Annotated in this window: 12 protein-coding genes; 5 read left to right on the plus strand and 7 right to left on the minus strand. The window is 72.4% G+C overall.

The genetic code is table 11. The features are described 5' to 3' along the window. Nucleotides 1-38 precede the first annotated feature (38 nt). On the minus strand, nucleotides 39-2,117 hold the full coding sequence (gene pta / locus OHT61_RS22560; RefSeq protein ID WP_329040702.1) for a phosphate acetyltransferase: 2,079 nt from the start codon (nucleotides 2,115-2,117) through the stop codon (nucleotides 39-41). Between the two features lie 240 nt (nucleotides 2,118-2,357). On the opposite strand from pta, the gene OHT61_RS22565 reads away from it, so the two are divergent. Further along, nucleotides 2,358-3,383: an ATP-dependent 6-phosphofructokinase gene (locus tag OHT61_RS22565; RefSeq protein ID WP_329040703.1), complete on the plus strand. Its 1,026-nt coding sequence runs from the start codon at nucleotides 2,358-2,360 to the stop codon at nucleotides 3,381-3,383. Between the two features lie 87 nt (nucleotides 3,384-3,470). Here OHT61_RS22565 and OHT61_RS22570 read toward each other — a convergent pair whose 3' ends face one another. From OHT61_RS22570 to OHT61_RS22580, 3 genes are all read right to left on the minus strand, one after another. Beyond that, nucleotides 3,471-4,094, minus strand: coding sequence for a helix-turn-helix domain-containing protein (locus OHT61_RS22570; RefSeq protein ID WP_329043370.1), 624 nt, complete (start codon nucleotides 4,092-4,094; stop codon nucleotides 3,471-3,473). A gap of 164 nt (nucleotides 4,095-4,258) precedes the next feature. Further along, nucleotides 4,259-4,933, minus strand: a complete 675-nt coding sequence (locus OHT61_RS22575; RefSeq protein WP_329040706.1) for a response regulator — start codon at nucleotides 4,931-4,933, stop codon at nucleotides 4,259-4,261. After that, nucleotides 4,930-6,588 (minus strand): sensor histidine kinase, encoded by a 1,659-nt coding sequence (locus tag OHT61_RS22580; RefSeq protein ID WP_329040707.1) that lies wholly within the window; start codon nucleotides 6,586-6,588, stop codon nucleotides 4,930-4,932. Before OHT61_RS22580 ends, OHT61_RS22575 begins: the two co-directional genes overlap by 4 nt. 154 nt (nucleotides 6,589-6,742) lie before the next feature. Between OHT61_RS22580 and OHT61_RS22585 the strand changes: the two genes are divergently transcribed. Next, nucleotides 6,743-8,110: a cation:dicarboxylate symporter family transporter gene (locus OHT61_RS22585; RefSeq protein ID WP_329040709.1), complete on the plus strand. Its 1,368-nt coding sequence runs from the start codon at nucleotides 6,743-6,745 to the stop codon at nucleotides 8,108-8,110. Between the two features lie 211 nt (nucleotides 8,111-8,321). After that, nucleotides 8,322-9,554, plus strand: a complete 1,233-nt coding sequence (locus OHT61_RS22590) for a hypothetical protein (protein WP_329040710.1) — start codon at nucleotides 8,322-8,324, stop codon at nucleotides 9,552-9,554. 7 nt (nucleotides 9,555-9,561) lie between these two features. On the opposite strand, the gene OHT61_RS22595 is transcribed toward OHT61_RS22590, so the two are convergent. Further along, complete coding sequence (locus OHT61_RS22595; RefSeq protein WP_329040712.1) at nucleotides 9,562-11,034, minus strand: glycoside hydrolase family 16 protein; 1,473 nt, start codon at nucleotides 11,032-11,034, stop codon at nucleotides 9,562-9,564. A 190-nt stretch (nucleotides 11,035-11,224) separates the two neighbouring features. Here OHT61_RS22595 and OHT61_RS22600 point away from each other — a divergent pair, with 190 nt between their 5' ends. Together OHT61_RS22600 and trxA are read left to right on the plus strand one after the other, a co-directional pair. Continuing rightward, nucleotides 11,225-11,638, plus strand: a complete 414-nt coding sequence (locus OHT61_RS22600) for a MerR family transcriptional regulator (protein ID WP_329040713.1) — start codon at nucleotides 11,225-11,227, stop codon at nucleotides 11,636-11,638. Nucleotides 11,639-11,670: 32 nt separating this feature from the next. Continuing rightward, nucleotides 11,671-12,015: a thioredoxin gene (gene trxA / locus OHT61_RS22605; protein WP_329040714.1), complete on the plus strand. Its 345-nt coding sequence runs from the start codon at nucleotides 11,671-11,673 to the stop codon at nucleotides 12,013-12,015. Nucleotides 12,016-12,097: 82 nt separating this feature from the next. Here trxA and glgB read toward each other — a convergent pair whose 3' ends face one another. Together glgB and OHT61_RS22615 are read right to left on the minus strand one after the other, a co-directional pair. Beyond that, nucleotides 12,098-14,527 (minus strand): 1,4-alpha-glucan branching enzyme, encoded by a 2,430-nt coding sequence (gene glgB / locus OHT61_RS22610; protein WP_329040716.1) that lies wholly within the window; start codon nucleotides 14,525-14,527, stop codon nucleotides 12,098-12,100. Between the two features lie 49 nt (nucleotides 14,528-14,576). After that, a complete protein-coding gene (locus tag OHT61_RS22615; RefSeq protein WP_329040717.1) occupies nucleotides 14,577-16,022 on the minus strand; it encodes a maltokinase N-terminal cap-like domain-containing protein in 1,446 nt (481 codons plus the stop codon). Nucleotides 16,023-16,091: the final 69 nt, after the last annotated feature.

Here is a 16,091-nt window from a genome sequence, read left to right on the forward strand (position 1 = left end):
GCGGGAACCTCCGCTGGTCGGGTCGGTGGACGTCGCCGTCATGCGCCGTCCTCGGCCTGGGCCTGGATCGCCGTGATGGCCACCGTGTTGACGATGTCCTGGACCAGGGCTCCGCGCGAGAGGTCGTTGACCGGCTTGCGCAGCCCCTGCAGGACCGGGCCGACCGCGACCGCGCCCGCCGAGCGCTGGACCGCCTTGTAGGTGTTGTTGCCGGTGTTGAGGTCGGGGAAGACCAGCACGGTCGCCCGGCCCGCCACCTGTGACGCCGGCAGCTTGGTCGCGGCGACGGACGGCTCGACCGCGGCGTCGTACTGGATCGGGCCCTCGATGCTCAGGTCCGGCCGTGAGGCGCGTACCCGCTCGGTGGCCTCGCGCACCTTGTCGACGTCGGCGCCCGAGCCCGAGGTGCCGGTCGAGTACGACAGCATCGCGATCCGGGGGTCCACCCCGAAGCGGGACGCGGTGACGGCCGACTGGACGGCGATGTCGGCGAGCTGCGCCGCGTCCGGGTCCGGGTTGACCGCGCAGTCGCCGTAGACCAGCACCTTGTCGGCGAGGCACATGAAGAAGACGGAGGAGACGATCGAGGCGTCCGGTTTGGTCTTGATGATCTCGAACGCCGGCCGGATCGTCGCCGCCGTGGAGTGCACCGACCCGGAGACCATCCCGTCCGCGAGCCCTTCCTGAACCATCAGGGTGCCGAAGTAGTTGACGTCGGAGACGACGTCGTAGGCCAGTTCCACGGTCACACCGCGGTGCGCGCGCAGCACGGCGTACCGCTCGGCGAAGCCCTGGCGCAGTTCGGAGGTCCGGGGGTCGATGATCTGGGTGCCGGCGAGGTCCACGCCAAGGTCGGCGGCCTTCCTGCGGATGGTCTCCACGTCGCCGAGCAGTGTCAGGTCGCAGACGTCGCGGCGCAGCAGCACGTCCGCGGCGCGCAGGATGCGCTCCTCGGTGCCCTCCGGCAGCACGACGCGGCGCCGGTCGGCGCGGGCCTGCTCCAGCAGTTCGTGCTCGAACATCATCGGGGTGACCCGGCCACTGCGGGCCACCGAGATCCGGTCGAGCAGCGCGGCCGTGTCCACGTGGCGCTCGAAGAGGCCGAGCGCGGTCTCGGCCTTGCGGGGTGTCGCCGCGTTCAGCTTCCCCTCCAGGGCGAAGAGTTCACCGGCCGTGGGGAAGGAGCCGCCCGCCACCGCGACGACCGGGGTGCCCGGTGCGAGGCGGGCCGCGAGCCGCAGGATCTCCTCGCCGGGGCGTTCGTCCAGGGTCAGCAGCACGCCCGCGATGGGCGGGGTGCCCGCGCTGTGCGCGGCGAGCGACCCGACGACCAGGTCGGCGCGGTCGCCCGGCGTCACCACCATGCAGCCCGGGGTCAGCGCCTTCAGGAAGTTGGGCAGCATCGCCCCGCCGAAGACGAAGTCCAGCGCGTCCCTGGCCAGTCCGGCGTCGTCGCCGAGCAGGACCGTGCCGCCCAGGGCGGCAGTGATCTGGGCGACGGTCGGCGCGGAGAGCGCCGGATCGTCCGGCAGGACCGAGCAGGGGACCGGCAGCTGGGTCCGCAGGCGCTCGGCGATGCCGTCCCTGTCCTCGGCCGCCACCCTGTTCACGATCATGGCGAGGACGTCGCAGCCGAGGCCGGTGTACGCGCGGAAGGCGTTGCGCGTCTCCGCCCGCACGGACCCCGCGTCCTGGTCCTGCCCGCCGACGACCGCGATCACCGAGGCGCCGAACTCGTTGGCCAGCCGGGCGTTCAGCGCCAGCTCGTCCGGGAGCTGGGTGGCGGCGAAGTCGCTGCCGAGCACCAGCACCACCTCGTAGTCGCGTGCCACCCGGTGGAAGCGGTCCACCAGCAGGGAGACCAGTTCGTCGGTCCCCTGCTCCGCCTGTATGGCCGAGGCCGCCTGGTAGTCGAGTCCGAACACGGTGTCCGGGCTCTGCGAGAGCCGGTAGCGGGCCCGCAGCAGCTCGAACAGCCGGTCGGGCCCGTCGTGGAGCAGTGGCCGGAAGACGCCGACCCGGTCCACCTGACGCGTCAGGAGTTCCATGACTCCCAGATCGACGACCTGGCGGCCGTCCCCCCGGTCGATCCCGGTCACGTACACGCTGCGCGTCACGCGTGCTCTCCCGTCCTGTTTGGCTGGCATTGCCCCTTTGACGATACCCACCGGGGCAGGCGCGACGCCCGCCGGCGGAGCCCCGCCGCAGGCCCTCGCGAGCGCCGCGGGGACCCGCAGCGGCGAAGCCGGAAGCACGTGGCCGGGGCCCGGCGTGGGACAATCGTCGTGGCTCACGGTACGGGGGTTTTCGAGAGGTCCCCGGAATGCATGCCACTAGCGAGCAGGAGACAGAGCACGATGCGCATCGGAATTCTCACCGCAGGCGGCGACTGCCCCGGCCTCAACGCCGTGATCCGGTCGGTCGTGCACCGCGCCGTGGTGGGGCACGGCGATGAGGTCATCGGCTTCGAGGACGGTTTCAAGGGGCTGCTCGACGGCCACTTCCGGCCCCTCGACCTGAACGCGGTCAGCGGCATCCTGGCGCGGGGCGGCACCATCCTCGGCTCGGCCCGCCTGGAGCGCGACCGGCTGCGCGAGGCGGCGGAGAACTGCGCCGAGCTCTCGCTCCGTTACGGCATCGACGCCCTGATCCCCATCGGCGGCGAGGGCACGCTGACCGCCGCCCGCATGCTGTCCGAGGCGGGCATGCCCGTCGTCGGCGTCCCGAAGACCATCGACAACGACATCTCGGCGACCGACCGGACCTTCGGCTTCGACACCGCCGTGGGCGTCGCGACCGAGGCCATAGACCGTCTCAAGACCACCGCCGAGTCGCACCAGCGCGTCATGGTGGTCGAGGTCATGGGCCGCCACGCGGGCTGGATCGCGCTGGAGTCCGGGATGGCCGGCGGCGCCCACGGCATCTGCCTGCCGGAGCGGCCCTTCCAGGTCGACGACCTGGTCAAGATGGTCGAGGAGCGCTTCTCCCGGGGCAAGAAGTTCGCCGTCATCTGCGTCGCCGAGGGCGCGCACCCCGCGGAGGGCTCCATGCCGTACGCCAAGGGCGAGATCGACCAGTTCGGCCACGAGCGCTTCCAGGGCATCGGCAACCGCCTCGCCGCCGAGCTGGAGCTGCGCCTGGGCAAGGAGGCCCGGCCGGTCATCCTCGGGCACGTGCAGCGCGGCGGCACGCCGACGGCGTACGACCGCGTGCTGGCGACCCGCTTCGGCTGGAACGCGGTGGAGGCCGTGCACCGCGGGGACTTCGGCCGGATGACCTCGCTGCGCGGCACCGACATCGTGATGGCGCCCCTGGCGGACGCCGTGGCCCGGCTGAAGACGGTCCCGAGCGACCGGATGTACGAGGCCGAGTCGGTCTTCTGACCCTCCCGCCGGGCCCCACGTCCGGCGCCGCGCGGCCCGGGCCGCTGTGAGGGAGCCCGGGCCGCCGCCGTTCCCGCCCGGCCGGGCTCAGATGCCCGCGGTCCGCCAGAACTCCTCGACGACCCGGTCGATGAACTCCCGTCCCGCGTCGCCCGCGGTGCCCGCCCGGTCCCGGTTCGTGGTGTTCCAGCTGAGCGTCGAGACCATCAACGCCTGGTAGTCGGCGTGCAGTTGCTCCAGCACGTCCTGCACCAGGATCCGGTCCAGCGGGACGAGCTTGTCCACCGGGCGCACGTAGGCCTGCCAACGGGTCGTCACCGCCCTGGTCAGCAGGTCGGCGAGCTCCTCGTTGCGGCCGGTCGCGGTCAGGAACTGCGCGGCCGACATGTCCAGCGCCTCGCACAGGGCGACCGCCTGGCGCTCGTTGCCCCTCCAGCGGCCCGACTCCTCGATCCGCGCGTACGCGCCCGCGGTCATCCCGAGGGACCGGGCCAGGTCCTCCAAGGAGAGGTCGCGGGCGATCCTGTGCTCGCGCAGTGTGCTCGCGGCGGCCAGCAGGTCACCCGGGGCGCACCACAGCACACCGGCCAGCGCCATCAGTTCGCGTTCGCCGGGCAGGGCCGTGCCCCGCTCCCAGGCCATCACGGTCTCCGCTGTGATCAGCAGTCCGTACTGGGCTCCGAGGCCGTACGCAACATGTCCGGGAGCCATTCCCAGTGCCTCGCGCAGTCGGCGGGCGGCGGGGGCGTTGAAGGGCGGTGTGGGGTGCACGGCCCCACCGTATGAGGCCGGGATCGGCCTGGCTACAGGCTGTTCCGATCAGTTCACCCTTCGTATGATCCTCCTAGCGCATCGCTGGAGTGGTGCCGGGGTCATCAGCGGGTTTCGGCCACCCAGTGGTAGTGCAGTTCGGGACGGCCCACCTGGCCGTAGCTCGGGCGCCGCTCGGCCCGTCCGGCGGTCACCAGGTGCTCCAGATAGCGGCGGGCGGTGATCCGGGAGATGCCCAGCTCCTCCCCGGTGGCCGCAGCCGTCGCCCCCTCGGGGGACTCCCGCAGGGCCCGGGTCACGGCCCGCAGGGTCGGACCGCTCAGCCCCTTGGGCAGCGCCGCGGGGTCCGCCACCCGCAGTGCGCCGAGAGCCCGGTCCACCTCCTCCTGACCGCTCGCCTCGCCGGCCGCCGCCCGGAACTCGGCGTACCGCACGAGCCGGTCCCGGAGCGTGGGATAGGTGAACGGCTTCAGCACGTACTGCACGACGCCCAGCGACACCCCCTCCCGCACCACCGCCAGGTCGCGCGCGGACGTCACCGCGATGACGTCCGCGCCGTGCCCCGCCGCCCGCAGCGAGCGCAGCAACTGCAGGCCGTGCCCGTCCGGCAGGTAGAGGTCCAGCAGGAGCAGATCCACCTCCGTGCGCTCCAGCGCACGCACGGCCTCCGCCCGGGAGTGCGCGACGGCCGCCACCTCGAAGCCCGGCACCCGGCCCACATACAGCTGATGGGCGTCGGCGGCCACCGGGTCGTCCTCCACGACCAGCACCCGGATCACGGCCCGACCACCTCCGCAACGGCGGCACGGCCCGTGAGCGGCAGCCGCACCGTGAACTCCGCGCCGCCGTCCGGCGCCGCGCCCAGCGTCACCGTCCCGCCGTTGCGGTGGACCGCCTGCCGCACGAGCGCCAGGCCCAGCCCCCGCCCCGTGCCGTGCGTCGACCAGCCGCGCCGGAACACCTCGTCCGCGTCGTCCGGGCCGATCCCGCCGCCGGTGTCCGCGACGCGCAGCAGCAGCTGGCCGCCCTCGGTGAGCGCGGTCACGGTGACCAGGGCCCGCACCGGGCCGGTGCGCTGCGCCGGCACGGGGCCGCCCCCGCCCGTCGCCGTCTCCGACGCGGCGTCCACGGCGTTGTCGATCAGATTGCCGAGGATCGTCACCAGGTCCCGCGGGGCCAGCGAACGCGGGAGCGCCCCGTCGTCGATCAGGCTGTCCTCGGCGAGGGCCAGCTCCACGCCGCGTTCATGCGCCTGCGCCGCCTTGCCGAGCAGCAGCGCGGCCAGCACCGGCTCGGCGACCGCCCCCACCACCCGGTCGGTGAGGACCTGCGCCAGCTCCAGCTCGGCCGTCGCGAACTCCACGGCCTCGTCGACCCGTCCCAGTTCGATCAGCGACACCACGGTGTGCAGCCGGTTCGCCGCCTCGTGCGCCTGCGAGCGCAGCGCCTGCGTGAAGCCACGCTCGGAGTCCAGCTCGCCCGACAGCGCCTGCAGCTCCGTGTGGTCCCGCAGGGTCACGACCGTGCCGCGCCGCTCACCACCGACCACCGGGCTGGTGTTCACCACGATCACCCGGTCCGCCGTCAGGTGGACCTCGTCCACCCGGGGCTCCGACGCCAGGAGCGCCCCGGTCAGCGGCGCGGGCAGCGCGAGTTCGTCGACCCTGCGCCCGACCGCGCCCGGCGCCAGCCCCAGCAGCTCCCGGCCCGCGTCGTTGATCAGGGCGACCCTGCGCCGGCCGTCCAGCATCAGCAGCCCCTCGCGCACGGCGTGCAGGGTGGCCTCGTGATACGTGTGCATCCGGCTCAGCTCCCGGGCGTTCATCCCGTGCGTGTGCCGCCGCAGCCTCGCGTTGATCACGTACGTCCCGAGCCCGCCGAGCGCGAGTGCGGCGCCCGCCGCGGTCCCGAGGGCGCCCAGCTGCTCCCGTACCTGGGTCGACACCCGCTCGACCGTGATGCCCGCGCTCACGAGCCCGACGATCCTGCCGCCGTCGCGGATCGGCGTGACGACCCGTATCGAGGGCCCGAGCGTGCCGGTGTACGTCTCCTCGAACGTCTCGCCGGCGAGGGCGCGCTCGGTGTGCCCGATGAAGCGCCGGCCGATCTGGGAGGGGTCGGGGTGGGTCCAGCGGACCCCGTCCGGATCCATGATCGTGACGAACGCGATCCCGGTGTCAGCCCGCACCCGCTCCGCGTAGGGCTGGAGTACGGCGGACGGGTCCGGGGTACGGATCGCCTCCCGTACGGAGGGTGATCCGGCCATCGCGAGGGCGGCCGCACGCACCTGGCGGGCCGCGGTCTCCTCGGCCTGCGACCGGCCCGAGGCATAGGCGAAGAAGGCGCACCCGGCGACGACCGCCGCCACGAGCAGGGCCTGCATCGCGAACAGCTGACCGGCCAGGCTGCGGGGCAGGGTACGGGGCAGACGCATGCCCCACAGTCTGCCTGGCGCCGGGCACCGGCCCAAGGTGGCCGATAAGCGTCCGTGAACGATATGAACACAAGGGTGACGGGCGTCACAGGGAAGTGAATAGTCACCGGGGCCCCCAGGGACGGGGAGCCACCGCATACCCGAGGAGACCCCCGTGGCAGAGAAAGCCGCACGACGGGACCGTACGCACTATCTGTACCTGGCCGTGATCGCCGCCGTGGTGCTGGGCATCACCGTGGGCCTGGTGGCGCCGGACTTCGCCGTGGAACTCAAGCCCATCGGCACCGGCTTCGTCGCTCTCATCAAGATGATGATCTCGCCCATCATCTTCTGCACGATCGTGCTGGGGGTCGGCTCCGTACGGAAGGCCGCCAAGGTCGGCGCGGTCGGCGGGCTCGCCCTCGGCTACTTCCTCGTGATGTCGACGGTCGCCCTGGCCATCGGCCTCGTCGTGGGCAACATCCTGGAGCCCGGCTCCACCCTGCACCTCACCGACGCGGCACGGGCCGCGGGCGAGAAGCAGGCGTCCGGGGCCAGCGAGTCCACCGTGGACTTCCTGCTCGGCATCATCCCGACCACCATGGTCTCGGCCTTCACCGAGGGCGAGGTCCTGCAGACGCTGCTCATCGCCCTGCTCGCGGGCTTCGCGCTGCAAGCCATGGGGACGGCCGGCGAGCCGGTCCTGCGCGGCATCGGCCACATCCAGCGCCTGGTCTTCCGCATCCTCGCGATGATCATGTGGGCGGCGCCGGTCGGAGCGTTCGGCGCCATGGCCGCGGTCGTCGGCGAGACCGGCGTGGACGCGTTGAAGTCCCTCGCCATCATCATGGTCGGCTTCTACGTCACCTGCGCCCTGTTCGTGTTCGTGATCCTGGGCGCGATCCTGCGCCTGGTGGCCGGGATCAACATCCTGTCGCTGCTGAAGTACCTCGGCCGCGAGTTCCTGCTGATCCTGTCCACCTCGTCGTCCGAGTCGGCCCTGCCGCGGCTCATCGCGAAGATGGAGCACATGGGTGTCAGCAAGCCCGTCGTCGGCATCACCGTGCCGACCGGCTACAGCTTCAACCTCGACGGCACCGCCATCTACCTCACGATGGCCTCGCTCTTCATCGCCAACGCCACGGGTGACCCGCTGAGCATCGGCGAGCAGATCTCGCTCCTCGTCTTCATGGTGATCGCCTCCAAGGGTGCCGCGGGCGTCACCGGCGCCGGCCTCGCCACCCTCGCGGGCGGCCTGCAGTCGCACCGCCCCGAACTGGTCGACGGGGTCGGCCTGATCGTCGGCATCGACCGCTTCATGAGCGAGGCCCGTGCCCTGACGAACTTCGCGGGCAACGCGGTGGCCACGGTGCTGGTGGGCACCTGGACCAAGGAGATCGACCGGGAGCGGGTGGACCGGGTCCTCTCCGGCGCCCTCCCGTTCGACGAGCAGACGATGACGGACGACGCCCACAGCGGCGAGCCGCACGTCCCGGACGCCAGGGGCGGGGACGAGGAGAAGCCCTCGCTCGTCAAGGCATAGGCGCCGGCGAGGAGCCCTGGGGGCGACGGTGCGGCCGGCACGGGTATCCCGTGCCGGCCGCACCGCCATGCCCAGGCACGTCCGGCCGTCCGGTCACCGATGTGTCCGGTAATCGGAGAGCGTGATCATCCCGTGCTGGTGCCGGACGGCCGCAGGGGCCACGATCAGGGCTCCGGTCGGACGCAGAGGATGTCCTGACCAGGCACAAGGGGTGGGGACACTGAAGACCGCACGACACCGGAGAGCAGCAGCCGCGCTGCTGCTGCCGGTCATCATCGGCATGGCCGGATGCGCCGCCGAGGACAAGACCCCCGCAGGGGAGGCGGTCTGGGGAAGGCCGCTCGCCGAGCAGTTCCAGGCGGCGACCGACGCCACCCGCGACGCGGGAACCGCCGTCTTCAGCTCGACGCTGACGTACGGGGCGGCCGGCGGCGACGCCGTGGACCGCACGCGGGGCAGCCTGGACTACGCGGGCGGTACGTCCTTCGCGAAGCTCGGCCTCGACGCCGACCCGCACTTCCCGGCCGCGCTCCGGGAGCGGCTCGGTGCGGCGGACCCGAAGGGCGGGCGGGTGCTCGCGACATCCGGTGAGGACGTCTACGTCCGGCACGGAGCCTCCTCCTGGCTGAAGTTCACACCCCGCGCCGTCAGCGAACTCGGTGAGTCCACCGGCGTGATCGCGGCGCACGCGGCGGGCGACGCGGCCCCGTACAGCGGCACTCTCGCGGATCTCGTGCCGCGCCTGATCCCGCGGGAGAAGCCCGTACGCAAGGCCGACGGCAGCCGGGTGTACGCGGTGACCGCTCTCCCCGAGGTCGCGTCCGAACTGCTGCCCCGCGACCTGCAGAGCCTCCAGGGCGACTGGGGCCTCGACCCGGTCGACGTCACGGTGCGCCTCGACGCCGAAGGGCGGCTGTCCTCGGCCACCGCCGACCTCGGGCCCGTGCTGGACCGGCTCCACGAGCAGCGGGAACTCCTCGGTGTGAAGCGGCTGCGCGCGGCCTTCGCGCTCAGCGCCTTCGGTGAGCCGGTGAAGGGCAAGGGGCCTTCCGGCGGCAAGGGCGTCGCGGACGCCGCCGAGGTGCTGGCCCCGGTCGCCGGTCTCGCGGACGGGCGGTGTGCCACCACGGGTGACACGGGGCTCGGTGCGGCGGAGGTCGTGCGGCCCGTGGACTGCGCGAAGCCGCACGACCTGAGGGTGCTCGGCCACGTGAAGGTGGACCGGACCCTCCCCGGCGACCCCGATGTCCGGGGAGGCGACGGATATGCCAGGACCGCGTGCGAACGCGTCTACGCCGCCGCGCCGAAGGACTGGCGGCGCGGCGGCGGTTACTTGGACGGGTTCAGCGTCATGGGGGACTCCGAGGTGACCCTGACGGTCGGCCAGGGAGGAACGGAGACCACCGTGACGGGTGCCTACACCTGCTATCTGCAGCGATCCTGACGCTTCATCAGCCGTACGGGATGTGGACGACCGACTGGTTGCCGGTCCCCACGGCGCTCGTGCCGTTGCCGATGGCGTTCCAGACCTCGACCTTCACCGTCCCGTTGGACAGGTTGCCGTGGCTTCCGGTCGAGGACTTGAGCCCCTTGGACTGGGTGTAGTGCTCGTATCCGCTGACCGGATCGGTGGCGAAGTAGTTGTACGTCTCCGTGCGGTCCCAGGTCCCGTCACCGGTGCGGTCGTAACTCACCCGCACCTGCTGTCCGTTGGCGACGGTGGTGCCCGAGTCGGCGAAGACGTCGAACTGGGTCGAGCCGCCGTCGTACGCCCGCGTGAGGCCGGTGGCCGTGAACGTCTGCGGGCTGTGCGGGGTGCCGTCGTAGTTGCCGCCACCCGCGGAGGCGACCGTCACGGACGAGGCGGAGGACTGGGCCGCGCCGAGGCCGCCGCCGCTGCGCAGGGCGAGGGTGGAGGAACCGGTCGGCGGGTCGGTGGGGGGATCGGTGGGCGGGTCGGTGGTCCCGCCGCCGCCCTTGGTCCAGACGCCGACGTAGTCGACCAGCATGGGCCGGCCCGGCACCGTTTCGGCGGTCGGGGTGGAGCCGCCGAGCGCGTTCGGGAAGGCGCCGCCGATCGCGAGGTTCAGCAGGAGGAAGTACCCGGCGTGGTCCGTCATGTTCGACCACGTCGCGGCGTCGAACTGGTTCTGCGTGAGGCTGTGGAAGAGCTGGCCGTCGACGTACCAGCGCAGTGCGTTGGGGCTGACGGCACGGTCCCACTCGAAGCGGTAGGTGTGGAACGCCGACTGGCAGCTGGACCCCGGGCAGGCCCGGTTGCTGGCGAGGCCGGTGGTCTCGTTGCAGGGGCCGCCCGGGTTCACCCCGCAGTGCAGCACGCCCCAGACGGAGTTGATGCCGTTGACGTTCTCCATGATGTCGAACTCGCCGATGCCCGGCCAGTTCCAGTAGTTGCCCCGGTAGGGCGAACCGAGGGCCCAGAAGGCGGGCCAGTAGCCCAGGGCGGCGTTGCCGGTGACGTTCGGCATCTGGACGCGGCCCTCGATGCGCAGGGTGCCGCCGGCCGGCGCTTTGAAGTCGGCCCGCTTGGTCTCGATCCGGCCCGAGGTCCAGTTGCCGGCGCCGTCGCGCAGCGGCGTGATGCGGAGGTTGCCGTTGCCGTCGAGGCTGACGTTGTCGGGGCTGGCGGTGTAGTTCTGGATCTCTCCGGTGCCCCAGTTGCCCGGACCGCCGGGGTAGCCGTGGCCCGTGTCGATCTGCCAGTTCGCCGCCGACGGCAGGCTGCGGTTCGCGCCGTTGAAGTCGTCGCTCCACTTCAGGTCCCAGCCGGGAGTGGAGGGCACGTCGCCGCGGGCGGACCCGGAACCGGCGACCGTGATCACTCCGGCGAGGGTGAGTGCCAGGGCGGTGATGAGGGCGAGGAGGGATGTGCGTCTGTGGGGGACGGTGCGGCTCGTACGCAAGTGAACCTCCGGTGGGGACGTGCCGGGAAGGATTCTGAGAGCGCTCTCAGTGTTATTTAGATGCACCCGGGCCGGCCGTCAATGGCCCCGGCCGCTTTACTTCCCGAAGGCTGCCCCGTCGTCCCGTCGCCGCCCCCGTTGCCCCGTCGGCTCTTGCCTTGACGCCGACGTCAAGGATTACGGTCGCGGTATGCGAATCGGGGAACTGGCCGAACGCGCCGGGACGACGACACGGACCCTGCGCTACTACGAGTCACGCGGGCTGCTGCCCGCCCGCCGCGCCGGGAACGGCTACCGCACGTACGACGAGGGCGATCTGCGCCTGATCGAGCAGATCCGGACCCTGCAGGACTTCGGGTTCGACCTGGAGGAGACCCGCCCCTTCGTCGACTGCCTGCGCGCCGGTCACCCGGCGGGCGACGCGTGCCCCGCGTCTCTGGCGGTCTACCGGCGCAAGCTCGGCGAACTGGACGCGCTCATCGACCAGTTGAAGGCCGTTCGTGCGGAGGTGGGTGCCCAGCTCACCCGCGCCGAACTGGAGGCGTCCGCCGACCTGCCGGGCGGCCCCGAACCGCGATGCGAACTGAACCGCGATGCGAGCTGAACCACATGCGGACTGAACCGGAAGGACGAGGGATGATCCACGCAGAGGGTGTCGCCGAGGTCACGGACGCGACGTTCGGCGCCGAGGTGCTGGAGGCGGGCCTGCCGGTCCTGGTCGAGTTCACGGCGGACTGGTGCGGCCCCTGCCGCCAACTGGCCCCGGTGCTCGGTGCGATCGCCCGGGAGGAGGCGGACCGCCTCAAGGTCGTCCAGATCGACGTGGACCACAACCCCGGGACCGCGTCCCGCTACGCGGTGCTGTCGATGCCGACCCTCATGGTGTTCCAGGGCGGTGAGCCGGTGAAGTCGATGGTCGGCGCCCGGCCGAAGCGCCGCCTGCTCCAGGAGCTGGAGGACGTGCTCCCGGCAGCGGTCTGACACCTGCGGGCGGGTTCCACCCCGCAGGACGCCGAGGGGGCGGCGCACCGGACAACCGGTGCGCCGCCCCCTCGTGCGGACCTCAGGCGGGCCGCAGCCAGACCGTCGCCAGCGGCGGGAGCGTCAGCGTGATGCTGGTGTCCCGGCCGTGCGCCGGCACCGCCTCCGGCTTCAGCGGCTCACCGTTGCGCACGTCGCTCCCGCCGTAGCGGGCCGCGTCCGTGTTGATGATCTCCACCCAGGCCTCCGGGCCGTCCGGGACGCCGATGCGGTAGTCGTGCCGCACCACCGGGGAGAAGTGGGAGACGGCGATCAGCGGCGAGCCGTCCGCGTCGTAGCGCACGAAGGAGAACGCGTTGTCCTCCGCCGCGCCGCCGTCGATCCAGGAGAAGCCCGCCGGATCGGTGTCGCGCTGCCACAGCGCGGGCAGCGCGCCGTACACCGCGTTCAGGTCGCCGACGAGGGTGCGTACGCCGCGGTGGTCACCGGAGGCCTCGTAGGTCTCGTCGAGCAGCCACCAGTCGGGGCCGTGGCCCTCGGACCACTCCGCTCCTTGGGCGAACTCCTGTCCCATGAAGAGGAGTTGCTTCCCAGGATGCGCCCACATGAAGCCGAGGTAGGCGCGGTGGTTCGCCCGCTGCTGCCACCAGTCCCCGGGCATCTTGCTGACCAGTGCCTGCTTGCCGTGCACGACCTCGTCGTGCGAGATCGGCAGCACGTAGTTCTCGCTGTAGGCGTACACCATCGAGAACGTCATCTCGTTGTGGTGGTACTTGCGGTGCACCGGCTCCTTGGACACGTAGACCAGGGAGTCGTGCATCCAGCCCATGTTCCACTTGAGGCCGAAGCCGAGGCCGCCGTGGTCGGTGGCGCGGGTGACCCCCTCCCAGGCGGTCGACTCCTCGGCGATCGTGACGACGCCGGGGTTGCGGCGGTAGACCGTCGCGTTCATCTCCTGGAGGAAGGCCACCGCGTCCAGGTTCTCCCGGCCCCCGAACTCGTTCGGCGACCACTGGCCGTCCTCGCGGGAGTAGTCGAGGTAGAGCATCGAGGCCACCGCGTCCACGCGCAGGCCGTCGATGTGGAACTCCTCGCACCAGTACGTGGCGTTGGCGACCAGGAAGTTGCGGACCTCCGTCCGGCCGTAGTCGAACTCCAGGGTGCCCCAGTCGGGGTGCGCGGCCCGCCTCGGGTCGGAGTGCTCGTACAGCGGCCGCCCGTCGAACTCGGCGAGTGCCCAGTCGTCGCGCGGGAAGTGCGCCGGCACCCAGTCCATGAGGACCCCGATGCCCGCGGCGTGCAGCGCGTCGACGAGGAAGCGGAAGTCGTCGGGGGTGCCCATCCGGGACGTCGGGGCGAAGAAGCCCGTGACCTGGTAGCCCCACGAGCCGCCGAACGGGTGCTCCGACACCGGCATCAGCTCCACGTGAGTGAAGCCCAGCTCGCGGACGTACGCGGGGAGCTGTGCGGCGAGCTGGCGGTACGTCAGCCCCGGCCGCCATGACGGCAGGTGGACCTCGTACACCGAGAACGGCGACTCGTGGACGGGGCGGTCGCCCCGGTGCGCCATCCAGTCGGCGTCCGTCCACTCGTGGTGGGACGCCGTGACCACCGAGGCGGTGGCGGGAGGCACCTCGGTGTGCCGGGCCATCGGGTCGGCCCGCTGGGTGTGCGACCCGTCGGGCCGGCAGATGTCGTACTTATAGGCCGCGCCCTCGCCCACGCCCGGGAGGAACAGCTCCCAGATGCCGGAGGAACCGAGCGAGCGCATGGGGAAGGCGGTGCCGTCCCAGTAGTTGAAGTCGCCCGTGACGCGGACTCCCCGGGCGTTCGGGGCCCAGACCGTGAAGCGGGTGCCCTGGACGCCCTGGTGCTCCATGGGCGCGGACCCGAGCGCCTTCCAGAGCTCCTCGTGCCGGCCCTCACCGACCAGGTGGAGGTCCAGCTCGCCGATGGCGGGCAGGAAGCGGTACGGGTCGTCGACCTCGATCGTGTTGTCGTCGTAGGCGACCTGCAGGCGGTAGGCGTCGGGCACGGCGGGCATCGGGAGGACACCGGAGAAGAAGCCGTCCCCGTCGCTCTGGAGTTCGGCGCGCTTGCCTCCGGCCAGGACGGCCACCGAGCGGGCGAAGGGCCGCAGGGCCCGGAAGAGCACCCCGCCCGTGACCGGGTGCGCGCCCAGGACGCCGTGCGGGTCGTGGTGCTCACCGGCGAGCAGCCGACCCCGGTCCGCGTCGTCCAGGACGGTCGCGGGCAGCGCGTTCCTGCTGCCCCCGCCGCGGCGCGGACGCGGCGGGGTGGCGGTGGCCGCGGTGGCCCCCGCGGCTGCGGTGGTCCGCTTGGCGCGGGCGCGCTTGACGGGGGCCGGTGCCGGTGCCGCGGCGGCGGTCTCCGCGGCCGGGGCGGGGGGCTCGGCCGGGGCGGCCGCCGTGACCTCGGTGGTCACCGGCTTTGCCGCGGGCGGGGCCTCGATGGGCTCGGGCGACTTGCGGGACGGCTTGCGGGCGGTCACAGAGACTGCCTCCTCGGATGACTCGAAGGGGAAACGGGGGAAGGGGAGTTCACGCCGGCGCTGCGGCCAGGCGCTGGATGGCGGCCATCGGGACGGGCAGCCAGTCGGGACGGTGCCGGGCTTCGTAGAGCACCTCGTACACCGCCTTGTCGGTCTCGTGGGCGCGCAGCAGTTCCGGCTCGGCGCGCGGATCGGTGCCGGCCGCGCGGGCGTAGCCCTCGCAGTAGGCGGTGCGGCAGCGGGCCGCCCACTCCGGGTTCCACGGGTGGTGGGAGCGGGCCGCGTAGTCGAAGGAGCGGAGCATTCCCGCGACGTCGCGCACCGTCGGCTGCGGGCTGCGGCGTTCGGGCAGGGGGCTGGCCGGCTCGCCCTCGAAGTCGATCAGCGACCAGAAACCGTCGTCGTCCCGCAGTGTCTGGCCCAGGTGCAGATCGCCGTGGACCCGCTGGGCTGCCCAGCCGCCGCCCGTGTCCCCGAGCGCCGCGACCGCGTCGAAGGCGGTCCGTAGCCCCGGTACGTACGGCACGAGTGCCGGCACCGCCTGGGCGGCGGCCTCCAGCCGTTCCACCATCCCGGCCACCAGATGCCGGGTCCGGTCCTGCGCCAGCGGCGGGGTGGGCAGGGCGGCGGCGAGCGCCGTGTGGACCTCGGCGGTGGCCCGGCCGAGCGCGTGCGCCTCGGGGACGAAGTCCCGTCCGGCCGCCAGGGCGGCGAGGGCGAGCTGCCACCCGTCCTGCGCGCCCCGCAGGAACGGCTGAAGCACGCCGAGTGTGAGCGGCTCCGGCCCGGTGGCCGCCTCGAACCAGGCGACCGGGGCAGGGACCCGGCCGCAGCCCTCGCGGCCGAGCGCGAGCGGCAGCTCCAGATCGGGGTTGATACCCGGGAAGACCCGACGGAAGATCTTCAGGATGAGCGCGTCGCCGTACACGAGCGAGGAGTTGGACTGCTCGGTGTCCAGGACGCGCGGGCTGAGCCCGGGAGGGACCGGCCCGGCCCGGTCGAAGCGGAGGGGGCCGAGGGATCCGGGGCTACGGAATCGTTCCAGCAGAAGGTCGGCGACGCGGGGGTCGTGCATCCCTTCGTACAGGGTGCGCCCGGCCAGCGGCCCTTCGGTCACCTGGCCGATGCGCGCCCCGGCCAGCCGCTGCGGCAGAGCCGTGCGCACGCCGAGCAGGAGCTGGTAGCAGTCTCCCTGCGCCTGCGCCTGCGCGGGCCGTGCGCTCGGCTGGTGGACCCGGACGAGCAGGTGCAGCAGCCCGGGTCCCGTGCCCGCCGTGTCCAGCGGCAGTATCTCCGTCGCGGCCACCAGCGAGAACCCGGTGACGGGCTGTCCCTTGCCCGCGAACCACCGCTGCCGGGGCACCCACTCGTGGAGGAGCGGCGCGAGGGACGGCAGCAGGGCGGTCGTGCCCGTGCTCGCCGGGTGTCGTCTTGTCGTCTTTCTCGATGTTGTGCTCTTCGCCAGGGCGACTCGAGTGGATGCAGCCTCCGACATGGCATCGCGTCCTTTCCCCGGGCACACCACAGGATGCGAAGAGTGTCCCGGATTGCGGCAATGGCTGTC

The sequence above is a fragment of the Streptomyces sp. NBC_00178 genome (assembly GCF_036206005.1).
GTDB lineage: Bacteria > Actinomycetota > Actinomycetes > Streptomycetales > Streptomycetaceae > Streptomyces.

Excerpts from the sequence above, each read along its gene's own strand:
- OHT61_RS22600 (WP_329040713.1), top strand. The coding sequence starts at position 11,225 with ATGCGAATCGGGGAACTGGCCGAACGCGCCGGGACGACGACACGGACC.
- OHT61_RS22615 (WP_329040717.1), bottom strand. The coding sequence starts at position 16,022 with ATGTCGGAGGCTGCATCCACTCGAGTCGCCCTGGCGAAGAGCACAACA.
- OHT61_RS22580 (WP_329040707.1), bottom strand. The coding sequence starts at position 6,588 with ATGCGTCTGCCCCGTACCCTGCCCCGCAGCCTGGCCGGTCAGCTGTTC.
- trxA (WP_329040714.1), top strand. The coding sequence starts at position 11,671 with ATGATCCACGCAGAGGGTGTCGCCGAGGTCACGGACGCGACGTTCGGC.
- OHT61_RS22565 (WP_329040703.1), top strand. The coding sequence starts at position 2,358 with ATGCGCATCGGAATTCTCACCGCAGGCGGCGACTGCCCCGGCCTCAAC.
- OHT61_RS22570 (WP_329043370.1), bottom strand. The coding sequence starts at position 4,094 with ATGGCTCCCGGACATGTTGCGTACGGCCTCGGAGCCCAGTACGGACTG.